This is a genomic window from Anaerovorax odorimutans DSM 5092 (assembly GCF_000426305.1).
GTDB classification, from domain to species: Bacteria; Bacillota; Clostridia; order Peptostreptococcales; family Anaerovoracaceae; genus Anaerovorax; species Anaerovorax odorimutans.
The window spans coordinates 21249-40623 of sequence record NZ_KE384520.1 but is presented as its reverse complement, the minus strand read 5'-3'; the positions used below and the strand labels follow the sequence as shown (position 1 = coordinate 40623).

General features: G+C 26.6%; 16 protein-coding genes. 1 reads left to right on the top strand and 15 read right to left on the bottom strand.

What is annotated here, in order from left to right; genetic code table 11:
* Positions 1-1088: 1088 nt before the first annotated feature.
* From K292_RS0114990 to K292_RS0114925, 13 genes are all read right to left on the bottom strand, one after another.
* Positions 1089-1754: an ABC transporter ATP-binding protein gene (locus tag K292_RS0114990; protein ID WP_027400521.1), complete on the bottom strand. Its 666-nt coding sequence runs from the start codon at positions 1752-1754 to the stop codon at positions 1089-1091.
* Between the two features lie 9 nt (positions 1755-1763).
* Positions 1764-3014: an ABC transporter permease gene (locus K292_RS0114985; protein WP_027400520.1), complete on the bottom strand. Its 1251-nt coding sequence runs from the start codon at positions 3012-3014 to the stop codon at positions 1764-1766.
* Entirely contained in the window at positions 3002-3925 is a 924-nt protein-coding gene (locus K292_RS0114980; protein WP_027400519.1) for a hypothetical protein, read from the bottom strand. Before K292_RS0114980 ends, K292_RS0114985 begins: the two co-directional genes overlap by 13 nt.
* A gap of 127 nt (positions 3926-4052) precedes the next feature.
* Complete coding sequence (locus K292_RS17495) at positions 4053-4508, bottom strand: hypothetical protein (protein WP_051280854.1); 456 nt, start codon at positions 4506-4508, stop codon at positions 4053-4055.
* A 988-nt stretch (positions 4509-5496) separates the two neighbouring features.
* Complete coding sequence (gene cmr6, locus K292_RS17490; RefSeq protein WP_027400518.1) at positions 5497-6714, bottom strand: type III-B CRISPR module RAMP protein Cmr6; 1218 nt, start codon at positions 6712-6714, stop codon at positions 5497-5499.
* Positions 6707-7207 carry a type III-B CRISPR module-associated protein Cmr5 gene (gene cmr5 / locus K292_RS0114960; RefSeq protein WP_027400517.1) on the bottom strand — a complete coding sequence of 167 codons (501 nt, stop codon included), beginning with the start codon at positions 7205-7207 and terminating at the stop codon, positions 6707-6709. Before cmr5 ends, cmr6 begins: the two co-directional genes overlap by 8 nt.
* Positions 7204-8193 (bottom strand): type III-B CRISPR module RAMP protein Cmr4, encoded by a 990-nt coding sequence (gene cmr4, locus K292_RS0114955; RefSeq protein ID WP_027400516.1) that lies wholly within the window; start codon positions 8191-8193, stop codon positions 7204-7206. The genes cmr5 and cmr4 overlap by 4 nt, the downstream gene beginning before the upstream one ends.
* 18 nt (positions 8194-8211) lie before the next feature.
* Complete coding sequence (locus tag K292_RS0114950) at positions 8212-9516, bottom strand: hypothetical protein (RefSeq protein WP_027400515.1); 1305 nt, start codon at positions 9514-9516, stop codon at positions 8212-8214.
* Positions 9513-10640 (bottom strand): type III-B CRISPR module-associated Cmr3 family protein, encoded by a 1128-nt coding sequence (locus K292_RS0114945; protein WP_037373385.1) that lies wholly within the window; start codon positions 10638-10640, stop codon positions 9513-9515. Before K292_RS0114945 ends, K292_RS0114950 begins: the two co-directional genes overlap by 4 nt.
* Positions 10630-12420 carry a Cas10/Cmr2 second palm domain-containing protein gene (locus tag K292_RS0114940; protein WP_027400513.1) on the bottom strand — a complete coding sequence of 597 codons (1791 nt, stop codon included), beginning with the start codon at positions 12418-12420 and terminating at the stop codon, positions 10630-10632. The genes K292_RS0114945 and K292_RS0114940 overlap by 11 nt, the downstream gene beginning before the upstream one ends.
* A 58-nt stretch (positions 12421-12478) precedes the next feature.
* Complete coding sequence (locus tag K292_RS0114935) at positions 12479-13135, bottom strand: RAMP superfamily CRISPR-associated protein (RefSeq protein ID WP_027400512.1); 657 nt, start codon at positions 13133-13135, stop codon at positions 12479-12481.
* 64 nt (positions 13136-13199) lie between these two features.
* Positions 13200-13889, bottom strand: coding sequence for a CRISPR-associated endoribonuclease Cas6 (gene cas6 / locus K292_RS0114930; protein ID WP_027400511.1), 690 nt, complete (start codon positions 13887-13889; stop codon positions 13200-13202).
* A gap of 415 nt (positions 13890-14304) precedes the next feature.
* Complete coding sequence (locus K292_RS0114925; RefSeq protein WP_027400510.1) at positions 14305-14544, bottom strand: helix-turn-helix domain-containing protein; 240 nt, start codon at positions 14542-14544, stop codon at positions 14305-14307.
* Between the two features lie 123 nt (positions 14545-14667).
* Between K292_RS0114925 and K292_RS0114920 the strand changes: the two genes are divergently transcribed.
* Positions 14668-14919: a hypothetical protein gene (locus tag K292_RS0114920; protein ID WP_027400509.1), complete on the top strand. Its 252-nt coding sequence runs from the start codon at positions 14668-14670 to the stop codon at positions 14917-14919.
* 440 nt (positions 14920-15359) lie between these two features.
* Here K292_RS0114920 and K292_RS0114915 read toward each other — a convergent pair whose 3' ends face one another.
* Positions 15360-15794, bottom strand: a complete 435-nt coding sequence (locus K292_RS0114915) for a GNAT family N-acetyltransferase (RefSeq protein WP_027400508.1) — start codon at positions 15792-15794, stop codon at positions 15360-15362.
* A gap of 422 nt (positions 15795-16216) precedes the next feature.
* Positions 16217-19051, bottom strand: a complete 2835-nt coding sequence (locus K292_RS18125) for a cadherin-like domain-containing protein (protein WP_051280852.1) — start codon at positions 19049-19051, stop codon at positions 16217-16219.
* Between the last annotated feature and the right edge of the window lie 324 nt (positions 19052-19375).

Sequence of the window (19375 nt, the reverse complement as noted above, 5' to 3'; positions counted from 1 at the left end):
TAATCTTTTCCCATAAGTTTTACTCTAAAAAATAAATTATCTAATACAAATTTAAATCACAATCATAAGCATCACCATCCTTTACAATTTCCAAAGAAATCAAATATATATTTTTCTATTAAGCTTTTGAAGAGATTTTTATGTTCTCCTGTAATTAGCTTAATTGAGAATCAATAATAAGCAGAAATTTCTACTTATTGGCTAACTGTCTTATAATAAACTAAATATGTAATTGAATTTTCGCTAATAATCTATATTCACAATACTTGTCCAAAAAATTTATTATTTTATAAGAAATAATAAAAATAAAATCTGATTTTAAATTTTTCTTAATCTTTTTCAAAATGTTGCCCTTTGATTATCTATAAACGATTTATAAAATATAATATAATTAGATAAAGTTTATAAAAATAATTAGTTTTTTAAAATTATTAGCAATTTTATTCTCTATATATTAATAACGATTAAATATGATGAAATGTGACACATATTTTAAAAAAGTTTTTATGTTTTTATTTAATTGGAGTTTTATTAGATATATTTTCCTCTATAAGTCTTGTAAAATTAATTTTTTTATTATCCGGAAATGATAAAAGAAAATAAAACAGACATAACGAATCTCCTTATTTTATAAAATAAGCCTTTCGCTATGTCTGTTATTAATTTATTTAATACCTTGATGTTTTGGTTCAATATAAGCACGAAAAATGGTAACGCTGCTATTATCAGATTTAAATACATCTTATGTTATGGTTCAATCTGAGAAAGAAACAGAAAGTGTATTGGCAAGAGGATTTAAATACATCTTATGTTATGGTTCAATCCGTAAACGATTATAATGGCAAAATCGCAATTACATTTAAATACATCTTATGTTATGGTTCAATGCCTGCAAATATGCCATTTCTTAATTTTAATAATACCACTTTTTATTGAAATTTCAAGGTTTTATTAAAAATTTACCAGCCTATACCTATTTTTAAAGTTAAATTAAAAAAAGTACTTGTAATCATTGAAATTACTTAGGTTATAATACTTTTAATTTATTTGGCACTTGGTAAAATAATTTATTATTATATGTCTTATTTCTATCTGATTTTAAGTAATTTATGATCTTCAATTTTATACTGTACTTCACATATGTCTGCAACTGCCCTATTATGAGTTACTATAATCAAACAATACCCTCTTGCTTTTAATTCTAAAAACAATTTTAATATTTCAATTTCTGTATTTTCGTCTAATGCCCCTGTAGGTTCATCCGCTAACAATAACTTTGATTCTTTAATAATAGCTCTTGCAATGGCAACACGCTGAGCTTCACCACCTGACAATTCATCTGGATATTTTTTTTCAAATCGGAATAGCCCCACCATATCAAGTGAATTTTTTACTCTACGTTTGATTTCACTTTTAGAAATATGTAAATCTTGAATAGCAATAGCAATATTATGATATACATTCCTATCTTCTAACAAATTATAGTTTTGTGTTATAATACCTATATTTTCAAATCGATTTTCCGTCATGTGGGATTTTTTTATAAGATTTCCTTCATAATAATATTTTCCAATATATTGAGTATCCAGTCCTGATATTATGTTTAGTAAAGTAGTCTTTCCACAGCCACTTCTACCTTGAATCGAAACCATTTTTGCACTTCCCATGTTAAAATCTAACTCGTTGAATAATAATATTTCATCTTTTTTATTGGGCATTTTATACGATTTATTTATATTCTCTAATTTTATCATTATATCCCCCTATAAATTTAATTCTTTACCATTATGCCTATGAACATATACTATAAATAAATATACGCACCACATCCATCCTAGATCAATAAGAGCTAGTTTTAATGTACATTGCCAATATAGCCAACATTTTTGAAAATAATAAATAGACAGTAAAATAAAAGATATGATATATGGAAAACTCAATTCCCTAAAAATCATACTTTGAATATCTTTCTGCGAGTAGCCCAATATTTTGTAAAGCTTATAAACGCTCTGCCTTCTTTGATATATAAAGTAGGAAATGCTGCACATGATAAAAGTTGTAATACATATCAAAGTTACTAGAATTTTTATAATCAAATTTCTATTTGATTGAATGATAGTCATTACCATATTATACTGCACTTTAAATATAGGAATACCAATTAACGTATATTCATAATATCCTGTAGTTTTTGAGATATCATTTAATTTATCCAAAACAAATTGTAATGCATTATCCTTATTTTCTATTACAATATTACCATTTATCATTGAAGAATATAATATACCTCTAAAATACTTTTCCATGTTTTTATAACCCTTTTCAGGATATGGCAATATTATATATTGATTTAAACATCTTCTAACTTCATATTTATGGTACATTGTTGAATCTTTCTTTAAAAATCCTATAACTTCCAGTTCCACATCAAGGGAATAAAAATTAGCATCAATAATATCACCTATATTATAAACTCCTTCATATTCAGCCCCTAGAATAACAGGTATTTTGTTACCTTTATAATCAATTCCATCCCATTGAAAGCTTGTCCCTTTATCAACTGTTATTTTATGGAACTCAAATGCTTTTTGATTCATCTGCATACTTTTAATATTTATATAGGTTTTACCATTCATATCATATGTATGATCGCTATCTTTGAATTTATTATCACCTCTAAAATTTGTTATAGCAACTTGTTGATCGCAAGAAGATAAAAAATCAAATGATTTCTCTTGGCTTAAAACATCATAAAAATTTTTAAGTCTTGCCATTGATGCATCTGAATCTCTAAAATCAGAAAATCTATCTGGATTCTCAAAGTAATATACTAATTCATACATTGTTTTATCTGAATATATTTCGTTAAACTTATTGTTTGTATCAAATAAATTATGAGAGAAAAGTAAAAATACATAAATAAGACCTAAAACCAGAAAAAGTATAATAACTTGCAAAAATAGAAGTAAATAATTGTTACATATATACCATCTAAATTCCTTTAATTTCCACATTTAAGCCTCCTATAATTTAAATACAGTTCATTAAGATTAAAAGAAGTAATTAAAATAATAAAGTATATTACATTTTTCAACAATATTTCAAACTTTATTAACTTAGGCATAGTAAAGCAAGTGTATCCTATAACAATAATGAAAGATAATATAAAAAGTGAACATAAAAACCACAATTTTTTTATCCATATCCTATATTTACTTGTACCTATTAAATGCTTTATCTCACTTTCCTTCTTAAATTGTAAGCTTATAATAATTCCGCAAAATGCAAACACTAATATAGAAAGTAATTTGCTCAACTTCATAATCCACTCTGTAAAAAATTGATCATTAATCGGATTCCATATATCTTTTACCGGAATATCTAAAAATTTTATACCATTTGTCTCAAAAACTTCAATACTTTCACTATCCAATACTGTTTTTACATTTTTATCTTCAAAATATCTACTATCATTTAGGAGTATTTGGTCATCCATAAAACTGCTTCCTTCAATTCCCCAATAACCTATTACTTTATACTTCTTCCCATTAAAAACATAATATCTCTCATTTCCCTTATACTCTAACTCTACATTTTTGCCAACTATAGCTTCTTTTGTATCTTCTTTATTAAAAAATCGTCCTTCTTTTAGCATAGGTTCCCAGCTTCTATAATTATTGGAGTAATAGGATCGTACGAAAGGGATTTCTTTAAGTTCTCCAAATACTCTAAAAGAATATTCCTTTAAATTTTTATTTTTTTCTATTATACTTAGATTCTCTATTACTCTACTGTTCTGCGAATACATTCTATTGCTTTCCAAATTTAATTGCCCCTCTACAATTTGATATTGGTCTAATAACATAGATAAAAAAAGTGTTCCTATTAAAATAACAATAATCAAATATTTTTTATATTTCCTCATACTTACCCCTTATTTATCAATACTTACTTTAAATGAACATACAATGTGTACCATTACAAGTACTATTTCTAAAAATAAAAGGTCAGTTTCCCGACCTTTCTTAAAATTTAAAACAATTAGTATCATTCTAATTTCCATAAAAAGTTTTAGCATGACCAAGAGACTCTCCATCAAAAGCCAACCATGGAGAAATTGCTTCTGTTCCACCCGTATCCCAATCGGTATCTGTAGTTACTACTTTTCCATACCTTTTCATTTGGGCAGTTGTATAATGATACACCCCTTTCCATGTAGTCCAACCATGTGCTCTTTTATTCGTTGTTCCGTTAATAAGTTTTTTTTCTGATTTTCCAGTGTGTTTAGCAGTTGATTTAGCTTTTGTAGTACTTATATTTGATATATCATTTTGCAAAGAATCTACCTTTTGAGTTTGTAGTGAATACCCTTCTGCATTTTGTAAAGAAAAAGAACCTTCTTCTTCGTCCCATCCACCTAAATCAGTTGCAAAGATAGGAACACTTGTTGCCATTACTAAAATTGCTACTGCTGTTCCCAAGATTTCAATTATTCTTTTCTTTTTCATAGTTTTCTCCTTTGTTTAATATTAAGTATTTTAAGTTTTACTTTATTACGTATATTTTCTCATAATATTTTCTTAAAACCATATAAAAAATAGCCTCTCTACTAATAAAAAGCAACTAATCTCCATTCCATCTAAATTTTATATTAGACATTAATAAGCACCTCCTTAAGCTAATAAATTATTTCTTCTATATTTAATAACTATTAAATATGATGAAATGTGACACATATTTTAAAAAATTTTCTATATTTTTACTTAATTGGAGTTTTATTAGATATGTTTATCTCTATAAGTCTTGTAAAATTAAATATTTTTATAATCTGGAAATGATAAAAGAGAAAAAATAAAACAGACATAACGAATCTCCTTATTTTATAAAAGAAACCTTTCGCTATGTCTGTTATTAATTTATTTAATACCTTGATGTTTTGGTTCAATATAAGCACGAAAAATGGTAACGCTGTTATTATCAGATTTAAATACATCTTATGTTATGGTTCAATGCCTGAAAATATGCCATTTGCTAATTTTAATAATACCACTTTTTATTGAAATTTCAAGGTTTTATTAAAAATTTACCAACCTCAACCGTTTTTTTTAATCAAATTAAAAAAAGTATTTGCAACCATTGAAATTGCTTAGGTTACAATACTTTTTATTTATTGCCTGCTTGGTAAAATGGTGTAGTATTATAATAGAGATATTTTTTAAATATAATATTTTATTATAATCAATTATTACTAAAATTAAATCAATAAAAAATCTTTAAACCTTTATTTTTAACTCATATTTTTGCAAATTATAATACTATTTATCAAATATCAGTTTACGGGTTTTTGTATTTTCAATATTTCACAGATTTTTTCAATTCTTTTTGCATCTTTAATTTTCTTTTTATTTTCAGGTTTATACTCCCATCTATCTGTACTTTCTAAATATGCCTTTACATATAAAGCCAGATTTTTTTGTTCTTCTCCTTCTAATGAATCTATTTTTCTTTAAAAAGCTTCATCAAATCATTATTTTTAGTTTCAGTGTCTTCTATTTTATCTATTTTATAAAGTTCAATTTCAAGTTCAGACATATTCTTTGTTTCTTCTTTAAATATTCGTTCTTCTTCTTTTTTCTTTTCTTCAGCTAATTTTATTTCATTTTCCTTTTTTAATTTATCAAGAAACTTTTCTTTATCAATATCAAAATAACCATATCCTACAGAAGTCTTTGCCCCTATACCATGGTAATTCAAAGCATCAATAAGTTCACCAACTATAAATTCTTCACTATTTTTTTCTGTACCTGAGGACAACAGCTCTTTTTTTATTGCTATATTAATTTTAAATTTAATTTTTTCTTTTTTACTATTTAATTTATTATTATTCTTTTCTTTATTTTCATTATCATCTTTATATTTTTCCAGTACTAAAAATTTAATGGGATTAACCTTATCTGAATCAAGAGGAACTTTATTACCAGAAGTATAATAATCCTGATGGTGACAAGCTATTACATCTCTTTTTATATTAAACTTACCAGCTGGGAAAGAGTCCATAAAGATTACTTTTCCAGCAATACTCTTCCCCTCTCCCTTTTCTCCGCCAAATATTGAATAAAACCAAGCTGTCTTAATTGCTTTTTTTTCATAATTATCTATAATTTTTCCTTTCTCATCATATTTACAATGGTTTTGCAGTATATAGTTTCTAAACATTCCTTTAATTGCTTGTCCGGGAATATACGGAACTCCATATGTATGATGTAATGTAATATCATTTTCAAAAACTGAATGTCCCCCTAAACCAATAACTAATTTATTTGCTACTGGGGCTGTAATTTTTACGAGTTTAAAAGTATTTTCTAAACTTTTGCAAATACACCTAATATTTTTATTTATTCTTTTATATAAATCTAGTTGACATTGTGTATATGATTTATCTAAATTGAAGATATTTGAAAATTTATTTAGTTTTAATGAAATATTAGATATTTGCTTTTTATTTTTAGTATCTTGATATAAATAATCACGTAAATCTTTATAAATATACTCTTTTTGTAAAGTCCTTTCCCCTTTATTATCTTCTTTTATAAACGCAATATCATCTTTATTTAATTCTAAATCTGTAATAGCCTTAACTTTTATATTCCCTTCACAATAAACAATATTTTTTTCTGATTTTTCTACACGTTTGATATGGAGTTTTTCACTCATGTTCTTCATCCCCCTTTATCATTCCGTCACTAAATCTTTTTATCCATCCAAATAACATCATCATTTCTTTTGTTACTAACCTATACTCTTTAGGGTTTAAATCCGTAACCCATTTAATGTAATTGATTATTACTTGTTCATATTCATCATTTTTATCTATATTTTTATTTTCACTTTCTTTAAAGTTTCTTGTTTTAGTTTTTATATTACACAATTTTGGATTTTCAACAGTCCAATCTATAATATTTTTTAAAACCTCTCTATGACATTTATTTTTAGAAGTTTTATTATTAAGTGGCTTAGATAAGTTAAAAACTAAAGTATTAATCAATCCGTTTTTTTGAATTAAAGTAGGCATTTTCTTCACTAGTGTTTTATAACTCTTTTCGTCTATATTCTTTGTTTTATCTTCCTCATTTGTATGATTTATTACTGTTTCTACACATTTAAGTGCATATTTAGAAACTTCAAGATTTATATTTTTTAAACTCATAACTTATCACTACTTTCCTTTTTACAAAAATCACTCTTATTTAACCATTTTACAAACCCTTTTCCTATAGTTGCAAAACCACCTATATGAAAGACTTCTTCTAATTTATCATTTAAATATTCAAAAGGATTTCCTGTCTTATCGCCTATATTTTTATTAAATTCAGGTGATGACAAAGCCATAAAATACATTATCGTTTCTGTGGGTAAATATTCTTCGGTAAAAAGACCTGTCTTTTCAGCTGTTCCTAAATCAGGATCAATCTTATTTCTTGTTATTATCTCTGTGTACATACTTACCAAGTCTATAAAATCTGTATCATTTAATATAACCATTCTTTCCTTTAGCTCTTCAGTTTTTATGTTGTTTGATTTTAATACATCACAAATATCTGCAATAACATCTTTATCTTTTTTGATTGTTAAATTATCAAATATGTATTCTTCTAATATTTGACTTTTTTCTTTCTCTTTATTATTATCTGTTTCATTCGATATGCATTTTCCTTCATTAACATTAATTTCATTAATGTTATTAATTTTATCATCTATTTCTTTTATATTATCATTGTAACAACCTTTAACATATTGTAGATCATCTATCCACCTTTTTAATATATATGGACAAGTAATTAATTTATATATTTTTGTAGCTGATTTTATTGGAAAAAATAATAATTTTGCATCTGTAAATCCTATTCTACTAGCTGAATCCCCATCTTCACTGCCAAATATTTTATCTAGAGTATCTAATTTTACTGATTCTTCTTTTTTTTCCTTTTCATTAGTAGCTTTATTTCTTTCAGAAGTTAAAAGTCTATATATACTATGCTTTATAGAACCTTTTAAACTTGAGCCTTCTATTTTAGGAATATTTGTATTCGTTTCTCTTTGAATTGGCATATCAACATTTTGAAGTGTTTGTCCTGCTCCTGCATGTGTTGGAGTCAACATTTTTATATATATCATTTTTGCTTCATTATACATTTTTTTCTCCTGTTTCCTTTATTTTATTATTTTCTCTATTTCTTCTTCAAGTTCATCAAAGTTAATAACATTTAATTCAGCTCTCTTAGCAGAATTGTAAGCACCTATAATATTCTTTACAATAAATTCCTCTTTTTCATTTTGTAAATCTTCATTTTTTTTCAATAGAGATACTAAATAAGGCATTCCGAAAACACCTGAAAGTCTGTAAGTTGTATATTTATTGCTTTTCGCATTATCTCCGCTCATCCCACCTGATTTACATTCTAAATTTATTATCTTACCCGTACTTGTTAGTAACGCAATATCTAATTCATCAACAATTCCTTTAATTTCCTTCCTTTCAGATAAAGTTTTCATACTCCCTATGATATCAACGATTTTATTATGTTTACTATCTTTTTTTTCAAGTATTGAACAAATTTTATAAAATATAATATTTTCAAAAATATATCCTATAGGAGATTGATTTTTTAAAAGGTTATTAAAGCCTTTATCTTTATTTATATCTAATTTATTATCTTTATCTTCTTTCTTTATTTTTTCAAAAACTTCTTTTATATACTTCTTTTGAATACTTTCCTTTAATCTATTTGAAAAAAGTAAAGCATTTTTATAACTTGTTTTATAATTTTCTGTAAATTCTATTTTTTTATCTTTTTTGTTTGTTTGAGGAACGCTATCTATATAACATTTTCTTATTTCAAAAAAATTTTCTTCTTTTTCATCATTTAAAAAGTCATATAAATTAACGTAGAAATTATATTTTTCTTCATCCTCTTGTTTGATTTGTTTTTCAATCATGCTTTTTATATCTTCAGATTTATTTGATTTGTCTTTACTTTTATCATTTAATTTAAAACCAACTAGTTTTAGAGCTTTTCCAAAGGTTAAATTACAATCAAAGTAATCCTCTTCAATTGAATTTTCAAATTTATAATCATTTATCATTAATTTCTCTGTATTACCTTCAATATATAAGAATTTATCTTTTTCTCTGTCTCTTATTATATCTTTTATAGCTAACGAAATTAATCTCTGACCTCCTGTAATATGCCAATATATTTCTTCTATATCCTTTATCTTTTCTTTTATTATCTTTTTAACGTCTTCAAAATAACTTAAATCTTTAATATCGATTTCAATATTTGTAATGTTTTCTTCTATTGAACTATCTAAATATTGGTCCCACTTATCATTTTCTTTAGAGTCACTATATGTAATATTAAAGATATTCTTTGGTTTATATTTTTTTATCATTAAATAATTAGTTATTTGATTTAATGTTGAACAAATAACCAATGTATCTATTCTTTCACTCATTTTATTACCTCCTCAATATTATTACATTCAACAGCTATATAATTATTAAACCCCTTTGTACCATTTTTCTTCCTAATACTTTCATCTAAATTTATGTTTTCAGCATTATTCTTGATTAAAAATATTGTTCCTGCAGAATATCCTTTATGAGACTTTTTTATACCTTTTTCATTTTTTACTTCTTTACCATTTCTTTTTTTCATATCATATCCACTAATATAAATAGGCTTATCATTAACTACACCTAAAAGTTTTATATTAATATCTTCATTCAATATATTTTCTATATCTTTTTCAAAGTAAGAATCACTGGTTAGAATGATTTTATATATCGTATCTTTTTTTAAATGGCTATTATTTTCTTCTCTCGTTTTAGAAAATTCCTCTATTTCATCGTTTATTATGTTTTTATATTTACAAACTTTATTCTCTCCCCCTAATTTTAAAAACCCATCATTTAGTTTTACTTCTGTCTTATAATTTCTCTTTAAATAATCTTTATCAATATCATACTCAACTACAAATGACCATTCATCATTTATAAATTCTGTTTGCTGTATTTTATAAAGCTTACCCGTTTCAACGTTTTTTGTATTTTTATCAATTCCTATTCCTATTTTGTTATTCTTTGCAAAAATATTATTTTCATTTAACACTTTCAATCTATAATCTTGTAAGTTAGGATACGACTTATAAAAATCTTTCAATCTTATAAAGCTGTCTTTCAACCTTTCATCTTTCACATCAATATCTAAATAATAATTAGAATTTAACGAGGTCGAAAACCCATCAATTTTTTTAAAATATCCATATTCAATATCTTTATATTCATTAATAAATAAATCTAAAGGAGCTTTTATATATGTTCTGTTTTCTTTTTCACTATATAAATATATTTGTCCTAAACTTAATATTTCTTCTTCATCATATGTTTTATCTCTAAAAAACTTTTCTCTAAAGTCATTGTTTTGAGATAATAGGGCTGTAAAAACAGCTCCAAAAAATGTAGATGGATATGCTATATTTCTGCTTTTTATTACATCACTAATATCATAATTAAATCTATTTCCGGTTCCAAAGAAAGTATTATCTGTTGGTTTTATTTTTAATAATTTATAATTCATCTTTATCATCCCTAAATTCTATTTCACAAAATTTTTTATACATATTTAAAATATTAATTACATTTTGAATATCTAAATCAAAATGATTTTTATCTCTTTTACTTTTGTTAAAATTATCTTTGATTATTTCCATAATAAAATAATATAAATCCTTTGAATATATTGCATAATTGTCTTTATCCATGGATCTTGAAATAATTCTTATTAGGTCTTTTGATATTACTTTGTATAGAAAAATCTTTTCCTCATTAGTTAAATTTTCATAATTGAAATCCTTGAAATCTTCATTTAATTTATTAATATATGAAAAAGATATATCTTTATTTTTATCTAATGATTTATATTCTTTTACTAAATTAAGAAATTCTTTTAATTTATCCTTTTTCATATATGTGGTTATATATTTACCGTTATTAATAATATAGTTAATAGCTACTCCGTTCTTTTGATATCCAACATTTTCATACAGCTCTTTCACTTTATTTAATTCTAATCTTGTTTTTTCTAATGCATAACTCATTGGATCTTTGCATTGAGCTATTGTAATACTAATTGAATAAGTAATTTTTTTATCATACTTAAAAAAATTATTTAAGTTATTTAATAATTTATTATAGTGCTTTTCAATAGTTTTAAATATAAGTTCAATATTATCTATTGAAGAAATTGCTAAAAAATCATCTCCACCAGAATATATTATATTAACGCTGTCTCTCAATTTTTTATCTTCTTTATATAATTCAGTTGAAACGTTATTAGTAAAACTAATTAATTCACGTGAAATTTCCTTTTGGTTATCCTTTGAGCAGATTACCTCTTCTTTGCTCATCCATTTCCCTAAATTGTCTATATCAAACTGAATAAAACAATACTCGTAGTTTGGTATAGGAATATTCAATTTATCACTTTTATAAATTTCAATTAATTTGTCTGATACTTTTTTTAAAGACTCCTTATTTAATTCTTTAATCTTAATATTGATTTCACCCTTATATTCATCAAGCTTATCTTTATATTTTTTTTGATTATCCATCAATGCTATAATGTTTTTAAATTCATTTGGATTATAGTATTTCTTATTTTTAAAATTAATATAATAATCAATGCTTTCATCATTTTTAATAATAACACTTAAATATTGAAGTATTTTTTCTTTGTATTTATTTTCCCAATTGCTTATTGCAATATCATATATTGATGGAATTTTATTATTTATATCATCATGATTATAAGTCCTTTTAAAATAGCATAATTCACATAAAAGTTCATCAGAGCTTAAAGCTTTATCATTTTTACCTTTTGCATGAGTACCGTTTCTTTTTCCACATATACTACATTTATATCGTCCTTCTTTTTGCTCGTACTGTTCAAATTTATAAGTATTTTTTATGCCTTTCATTATTTTAATAAGTTCTTTATATTTATCTTTATACTCTGTATCATTTTCTAACATTGCCCAAAACAAATGAAAATTTTCTTTTAAGACCTTACTTTCTACTTTAAAATTTTCATATATTTTATTTTCTATTTCCTCCATATCAATCAAATCTTGGATTTCAAATATCATATAATTTGAGCAATCTGCTTTTACTTCATCTTTTATATCGCCATAATTAGGATATATTAATTCACATTTACTACTGTTAGTTTCTATATATTTATAGCAATTTATCATAATCTGAGATATTATTTTACTGCTGTTATATAAATCCATTAGTTTTCTAGATTCTTGTATAAAGGTTTGTACCGGCCCAATTGTTATACCTAATAAATAACTCATTATATTTTTCCTTCCCCTATATGACTTTTATTATTTGGTTATTCTTGTAAGAAGTTAATTAGAAATCATTATTGTATATCTTTTTTGGAAAATCTTTAGCAAAAGATATTTCTTTTAAATAAGGAAACTTTAAATCTTCTACTAATGGTTCATAAGTGACGATAGTATCAGTTGATTTTTTTATTTTCCTTAATCTAATAGTTTCACTCTTTATGTTATATTGTAAATCGTTGTAGTTTTTCAAAAAATCTATGTGTTCCATATTTAACAAATTTTCATACTTACTTTTTCCCTCTATCTCAACTTTTTCAATTTTAAATCTACCTTTACCTTTTTTACAATCTTTTCCCAGTCCTCCTAATATAGACGATTGTATTAATAAATAAAGATAAAATTCATAACTATCAGAATTAAAATCATCTATCATCATATATAAAGTTACTTCTGTATTAGTCCTTAAGTAACTAGAATCTTGTTTCTCTTTAGGTACTATAGACTTTAGTCTAAATGATACAGGAGATTTATGCTTAGTATTTCCAAATAAAGCTCCTTCTTTTTCTATCATATCTTTCAAATTTTTAAAACTATATATTTCTCTGAATGTATTTCTCATAAGTGCTTTTAATTCAGTTATTCTAAACTCTGCTTTTTCCATATTATCACCATGACTGTACATGTCAGATAATAGTTTTAATTTTATTTTTATCTTTTGCAATTTTACACCACCTCTATATATAAAAACTATCACTTAGATACATATTAAACAAATTTAAACTGCATTATTTTCTATTACAAAAGCCTGCTCCCACAGCAGAATTCTTTTCTCCAATTCCTACTGCTAAAGCAAGGAATGCTGTTTTTTGTGCTTCAATATTTTCTTTAACATCTATACTGATTTTATTTCCAAGAAGTTTTACATTTTTATAGTTAAAAGACATGGGAACTTTATTTTTAAATCTAATATTTTCTATAAGCTTTCCTTTTATATCAATACTCTCGTTAAAAAAGCTTTTATATTTTTTTTCAAGATTCGATTCCAGCCTGTCTATAAATAAATGTAAATCATTATTTTGAAGCCAAGGTCTATCATCTATAGTTATAATTACCGGGGTAAGTGTATATAGTTCTCGGATGTTACCTTGTTCTATTTCTTCAAATGCTGCCGAAATAACATCAAAATCATCACTATCCAATACTTTTAAGTATTTATGTACTTTCTTCATAAACTCATCGTCTAATCCTCTTATTTTAAAGACATATGCCTTGCCCTTTTTATAAAGCTTGTCCTTTTCCAGTGGATAAAAGCTATTAAATACATAATTTTTATATTGCTTTTTAACATGTAATTCTCTTAAATCTTTGTCTAACAGCATAAGTTTATTTATATTTTTACCTATAACATATCCGCTGTCTGCGAAATAAATATCTTTTTTTAGAATTACGGTAACTACTAATTCGATAAATTTCAATTATCTCCCTCCCTTTACCCTGAAAAATTTCCTAATTTTCTTTCTCTTGTTTAATATTCTACCATATTTTGTATAAATTTGTGGAATATTTTGGTATAAAATATTATATTTAATATAACTATTATTTTATTTCATGCAGCAAGAAGTTATTTTTTAAAAAATCATCCCCAAAATTTAAAAGGGAAATTTATAAGATCAACATAAAATTTATTCTATTTTCTTGAAACCTCCAAAATTATTGCAGTTGAAGAAACCGTACAAACTAAGCCGTACGGTGAATTTGATATGTTTATATGAATAAGCCGTGAATATCTAAAGAAATCTTATGCTTTGGTTTAATAATAATGAGGAATTTAATCTTGAAATTCAAAACCAGTATGAAAAATATTGTAAATCAAACATTAGTCAAAAAAATTTATATATCTTTGAAAAATTCGTCAAAGGTATCAACATTGTAAATCTGTTTTAAAGCCAACAGCACACTAACTCTAATACTATAATGACCTAGTTCCATTTGAGAAATAATTTCCCTGCTGATTGAAAGTCCCATAAGTTCCAGTTTAGCAGCAACTTCTTCTTGAGATAATTTTGAATCCTTTCGAAGCCGTCTCAAATTAGCACCAATAGAAATATCTTGTTTAATTTTATTTGACATGAAAGATCCTCCTAAAAATTTATTTTGGAATATATGCATTACATTATTGATTTTACCTAATTGTTTGTGATAATATTGGAATATATACATTCCAATATTATAAATAAGAGGAGTGATCTTGTTATGAATGAGAAAGAACAAAGAATAAAACAGATTGAAAAGCTAATAAGAAATCTGCCATACAAGGCACAGCAGGCAGTTTGTTGGCTAGTAAAAAATATTGAAACGGTAGATCAGTTCGCACAAGGGGAAGAACTTACAGATCAAGAAATAGAAAGACTAACTGAGGAAGCGTGTGAAAAAGAAGATTATATTATGTTGATTATGATTCTTTATAAACAAGCTAAAGATGAAGAAGCACATGAAGAAAAATGATATTTATATGTCAAAATAAATAAAAGGATAAAAAATAAGGTGAATGTAGAATCCACCTGCAACAAAAATACATCTTATGTTATGGTTCAATGAATTGAAATTGAAGATGTGGAAAGAAAAATAATAGAATTTAAATACATCTTATGTTATGGTTCAATGCCTGTAAATATGCCATTTGCTAAATTTAATAATACCACTTTTCTTTGAAATTTCAAGGTTTTATTAAAAATTTACCAGCCTTAACCTATTTTTAAGATTAAATTTAAATAAGTGTTTATAACCATTGAAATTACTTAAGTTACAATACTTTGAATATATTAGCCACTTGGTAAAATAATTTTATTAAATGAAAAATGTATATCATTAATACAAAATGTATGTAGGGATAATTTATTTAAATTACTATGGATAAATTCAAGTTTTTTAGTTTACGATTATGCTTATTTTGTATATGTCATTGGTGTATATCGTATACCATCCTTTATCTGTTCATCAGAATCAGGAATAAAACCTAAATGTCTGTAAATATCAACAGCATAAGTTGAGGAATTTACAGTAATTGTATTTGTTTTTCCATTTTTGAGAGCCTGTTTAAAAAGTGCTTTGCCAATACCCCGCTTATGATATTTTCCATCTACAAAAAACAAAGTAATATGACTTCCATTATTTCTAGTAGCAATAACACCTACAAGTTTACTCTCAATGTATGCACCAAAGAATTCAAGGTCTTTAATTGAATTTTCATCATACAAGAATTCCTTAAAAGTACTGATACCTTCTTTTGAATACTCTGAAGCCTCATACTCCATAAATGTTTTTTCAATTAATAATAATGCGTCACATACCTTGTCTTTTTCTATATTCTTAATAATCATATAAACTCCTTATTACTTAATATAAATAACGCCACTTTGTTCAAAATTTTATAATAAAAAAGTCACTAAATACATCTTATGTTATGGTTCAATTGAAATCCATATATCTTACGTTAATCATTTTACTTTATTTAAATACATCTTATGTTATGGTTCAATGTGTTAATACTGACAACGCTTTTATAACAAAACTAATTTAAATACATCTTATGTTATGGTTCAATGCCTGCAAATATGCCATTTCTTAATTTTAATAATACCACTTTTTATTGAAATTTCAAGGTTTTATTAAAAATTTACCAACCCAACTCAATTCTTTAGATTAAATCTAAAAAGGTTCATTTCTCTTGTAACCCTTGAACTTCTCAGCTAAGACAAACACCGTTTTGGTTGACCCAAAACGGTGTCTATAATACATAAACTTATATTAACTCTGATTTTTTCAATAATCGCTCTACAATTACCGCTACTTCTGCCCTTGTGATATTATTCTTTGGAGCCAATGTACTACTGCTCGTCCCAGATATGACCCCTGTTTGCAAGCAGGAAGCAACGTCTGCCTTGGCATAGCTTGATGTGCCCTGTGCATCCGTATATTCAGCCAAAAGTGTGCTGATCTCACTTTCTGTCACTGTGGGCTCAATACCCGTAATTTTCATTGCTCTGGCTATCATCACCATAGCCTGTTCTCGAGTAATCTTATCATTTGGAGCAAATGTACCCTCACTCTCTCCATTAATAATTCCGTATTCGCTGGCGGTATTAACATAATCACAGAACCAATTTGTACTTTTCAAATCAATGAACTGATTTTCACCTGTTGTTGTCTCAAGTCCAAGTGCTCGAACTAAAATTGCTGCAAATTCTGCACGAGTAATAGCACTGTTTGGGTTATATTTTCCTTTCCCTACGCCTGAAATTATCATTTTGGAACCCATATTATTGATGGAATCTTTTGCCCAGTGGTTTTCAACATCTACAAAATCAATGGGATTATATATCACCGTATAAATACTGTTGGTTAAACTACTTATTTTTGCATAATATTTTCCATCCACTTGAATTACCTTAGTTGGTACAGACCGTACTGTACCATCAGGTTCTATAACAACTGCGCTTGTAATCTTGGCTAAATCCACTTCCACGGGAATTGCTATGGTTCTTTCCACATAAGAATTAAACTTGCTGATATCAATCAATTTTCCGTTATAGGTACAATTTATATTAAATTCTACCGCTGGCACCATAATGGTAAAATTACCTGCCTTGGCAGCGTTTTCGACTACCTTAATGGCATCCGCAGAAGGCTCTGCAATTTGAATCTGAACCTTAATATCCGAAAGGTTTACACTTTCACCTAACTGCTCAGAAATAGACTCCATGTTTATTTCCGCTGCCGGCAGTGTATAGGTTGAAGAAACAGTCTTGACTTCCAAGACAGCTTCTTTTGATTCCATGTTCTTGATCATTTGACCAGTTAATTCTGCTATTGCAATATCTGAATTAGATATTACCGGAATAGTTACTATAGGTCTATCAGTTTTTGTTTCAAGCACTTTATCCAATTTCGCAGTATTAATGTTTACTGTGGTCACTGTCTGACCCTTAGAATTTGTAAAGGAAGAAGACGTTCCCACAGATTGTGATTCCCCACTACTAGATGATGATGAATGACCTCCACTGCTGCTTCCAGAGGATGTACTATCAGTTACTACAATTGAAAGTGTCTGTGCATCACCAATATTAAAATTAAACGTTAAGGTTACATTCCCTGTTAGTTGATTTGCAAGATATGCTTTGGATATTATAACCGTACTGCCTGATACCGTGTAATCCTTACCAGATGTAAGCGTATCTGTTCCATTCTTAATATTACTTAACGTGTTTCCATTAAGTGTCATTGTTATGTTAATATCGGATTGCGCTGATGTATTTTTATCGAAGTTCACCGTTATAGGGCTAATCGTACTATTAACACCTGGATTTACTGTTATACGAAAAACCTGTCCTGTTAATTCATTTGTACCATCACTTACTTTAAATATAAAGATGTCTGAAGTCGTGTTGCTTCCGTCATGTACATATTGTATTTTGCCATCAATTAAGTTTTGTTGGGTAAAATTATTTATGCTTATCCCTGGGTTATCCGTGTTTTCTAATTGTCCATTTAATGGGCTTGATGTTATTATATATGTTAGGATATCATTATCTGTGTCCTCATCATCTGATTCCAATATATCTAAAGGAATTGCCGCTGTTGCGCCCTCATTTAATGCCAAGCCATTATTTGTTGTCATCGTTGGAGCATCATCATCTACAGCATTAATTGTGATACTAAAAGTCTGTCCTATTAATTCATTTGTACCATCACTTACTTTAAAGGTAAAGCTGTCTGAAGTTGTATTGCTTCCGTCATGTACATATTGTATTTTCCCATCAATTAAGTTTTTCTGGGTAAAACTGCTTATAGCTACTCCTGGGTTATCCGTATTTTCTAATTTTCCATTTGATGGACTTGATGTTACTGTATATGTTAGGGTAGCATTATCTGTATCCACATCATCTGCTTTCAATAGATCTAAAGGAATCGTGGCTCTTGCATCCTCATTCAACGTCAAGCCATCATTTGTTACTATCGTTGGAGCATCATCTACAGCCGAAACCTCCACAGTACGTGTATCACTAACACTGCCACTGTTTCCATCAGTTAATGTAAACGTTATTGTTCTGTTTGATGTTGAAGGATTTTCAGACGTACTTCTATATGATATTGCACGTAATGTCTGTTGTACAAGCGCATTTGTAGCATTACTGTTAAATGTAATAGTCAGCGCCGTATTGTTTGTTACAGTCCCCCCAGAAGAGTTAAGCGCTCCAAATACTGTTGTTCCATCTCGTAAGTTTATTCCATTAGTATTAATACTGCCAACTATAGGAATACTCAACTCATCTGAAGCTTTATTATTTGAAGTAATCCGTATTGTCAAATTACCACCGTCCCAATCACAATCTCCGTCAGCATCGCTTGCAGTTGCATTTGCATCTATCTGCGTTGCATCTTCATTTTCCGTATAACTAAGGGATGAATTATCAATTGATATGGTTGGATCAGTATTAGCTAGCGCAGTGAGCGTTGCCAAAACATCTAAATCATCAATGTCAATAGATAGAGCAAATGCATTTATTGGTATAGCGGCAAACAATCCTAAAATTATAAAGAAAGCCACTAAACCAGACATGATATCTCTTTTTTTCAACTAGACCAGCTCCTTTTTATAAATTTTTATATATATTTCTTAATTATGTAAGATAGTGTTTCACTGTTCCTAAATGAACAAGTAAAAATTTAATACTAATTAATTTTAAATCAAACTATCCCCTTTTGTTTACACTAATTCTGCTTGTTTAAAAAAGTGAAGTATTAATACATCTTATGTTATGTTTCAATGTGAACTAAAAGCAGATTTTCATACAAGCAGAAATTCATTTAAATACATCTTATGTTAAGGTTCAATATTAATGCACTACCCGAAATAATAAAAAGAATACCATTTAAATACATCTTATGTTATGGTTCAATT

What these genes read in the sequence shown, in the direction of transcription:
- K292_RS0114950 (WP_027400515.1), bottom strand. Translation starts at nt 9,516, where the DNA reads ATGAGTGAAAGAATAGATACATTGGTTATTTGTTCAACATTAAATCAA.
- K292_RS0114915 (WP_027400508.1), bottom strand. Translation starts at nt 15,794, where the DNA reads ATGATTATTAAGAATATAGAAAAAGACAAGGTATGTGACGCATTATTA.
- cmr6 (WP_027400518.1), bottom strand. Translation starts at nt 6,714, where the DNA reads ATGAGTGAAAAACTCCATATCAAACGTGTAGAAAAATCAGAAAAAAAT.
- K292_RS0114920 (WP_027400509.1), top strand. Translation starts at nt 14,668, where the DNA reads ATGAATGAGAAAGAACAAAGAATAAAACAGATTGAAAAGCTAATAAGA.
- cmr4 (WP_027400516.1), bottom strand. Translation starts at nt 8,193, where the DNA reads ATGTATAATGAAGCAAAAATGATATATATAAAAATGTTGACTCCAACA.
- K292_RS0114940 (WP_027400513.1), bottom strand. Translation starts at nt 12,420, where the DNA reads ATGAGTTATTTATTAGGTATAACAATTGGGCCGGTACAAACCTTTATA.
- K292_RS0114945 (WP_037373385.1), bottom strand. Translation starts at nt 10,640, where the DNA reads ATGAATTATAAATTATTAAAAATAAAACCAACAGATAATACTTTCTTT.
- K292_RS17495 (WP_051280854.1), bottom strand. Translation starts at nt 4,508, where the DNA reads ATGAAAAAGAAAAGAATAATTGAAATCTTGGGAACAGCAGTAGCAATT.
- K292_RS0114980 (WP_027400519.1), bottom strand. Translation starts at nt 3,925, where the DNA reads ATGAGGAAATATAAAAAATATTTGATTATTGTTATTTTAATAGGAACA.
- K292_RS0114925 (WP_027400510.1), bottom strand. Translation starts at nt 14,544, where the DNA reads ATGTCAAATAAAATTAAACAAGATATTTCTATTGGTGCTAATTTGAGA.
- cmr5 (WP_027400517.1), bottom strand. Translation starts at nt 7,207, where the DNA reads ATGAGTTTAAAAAATATAAATCTTGAAGTTTCTAAATATGCACTTAAA.
- K292_RS0114985 (WP_027400520.1), bottom strand. Translation starts at nt 3,014, where the DNA reads ATGTGGAAATTAAAGGAATTTAGATGGTATATATGTAACAATTATTTA.
- K292_RS0114990 (WP_027400521.1), bottom strand. Translation starts at nt 1,754, where the DNA reads ATGATAAAATTAGAGAATATAAATAAATCGTATAAAATGCCCAATAAA.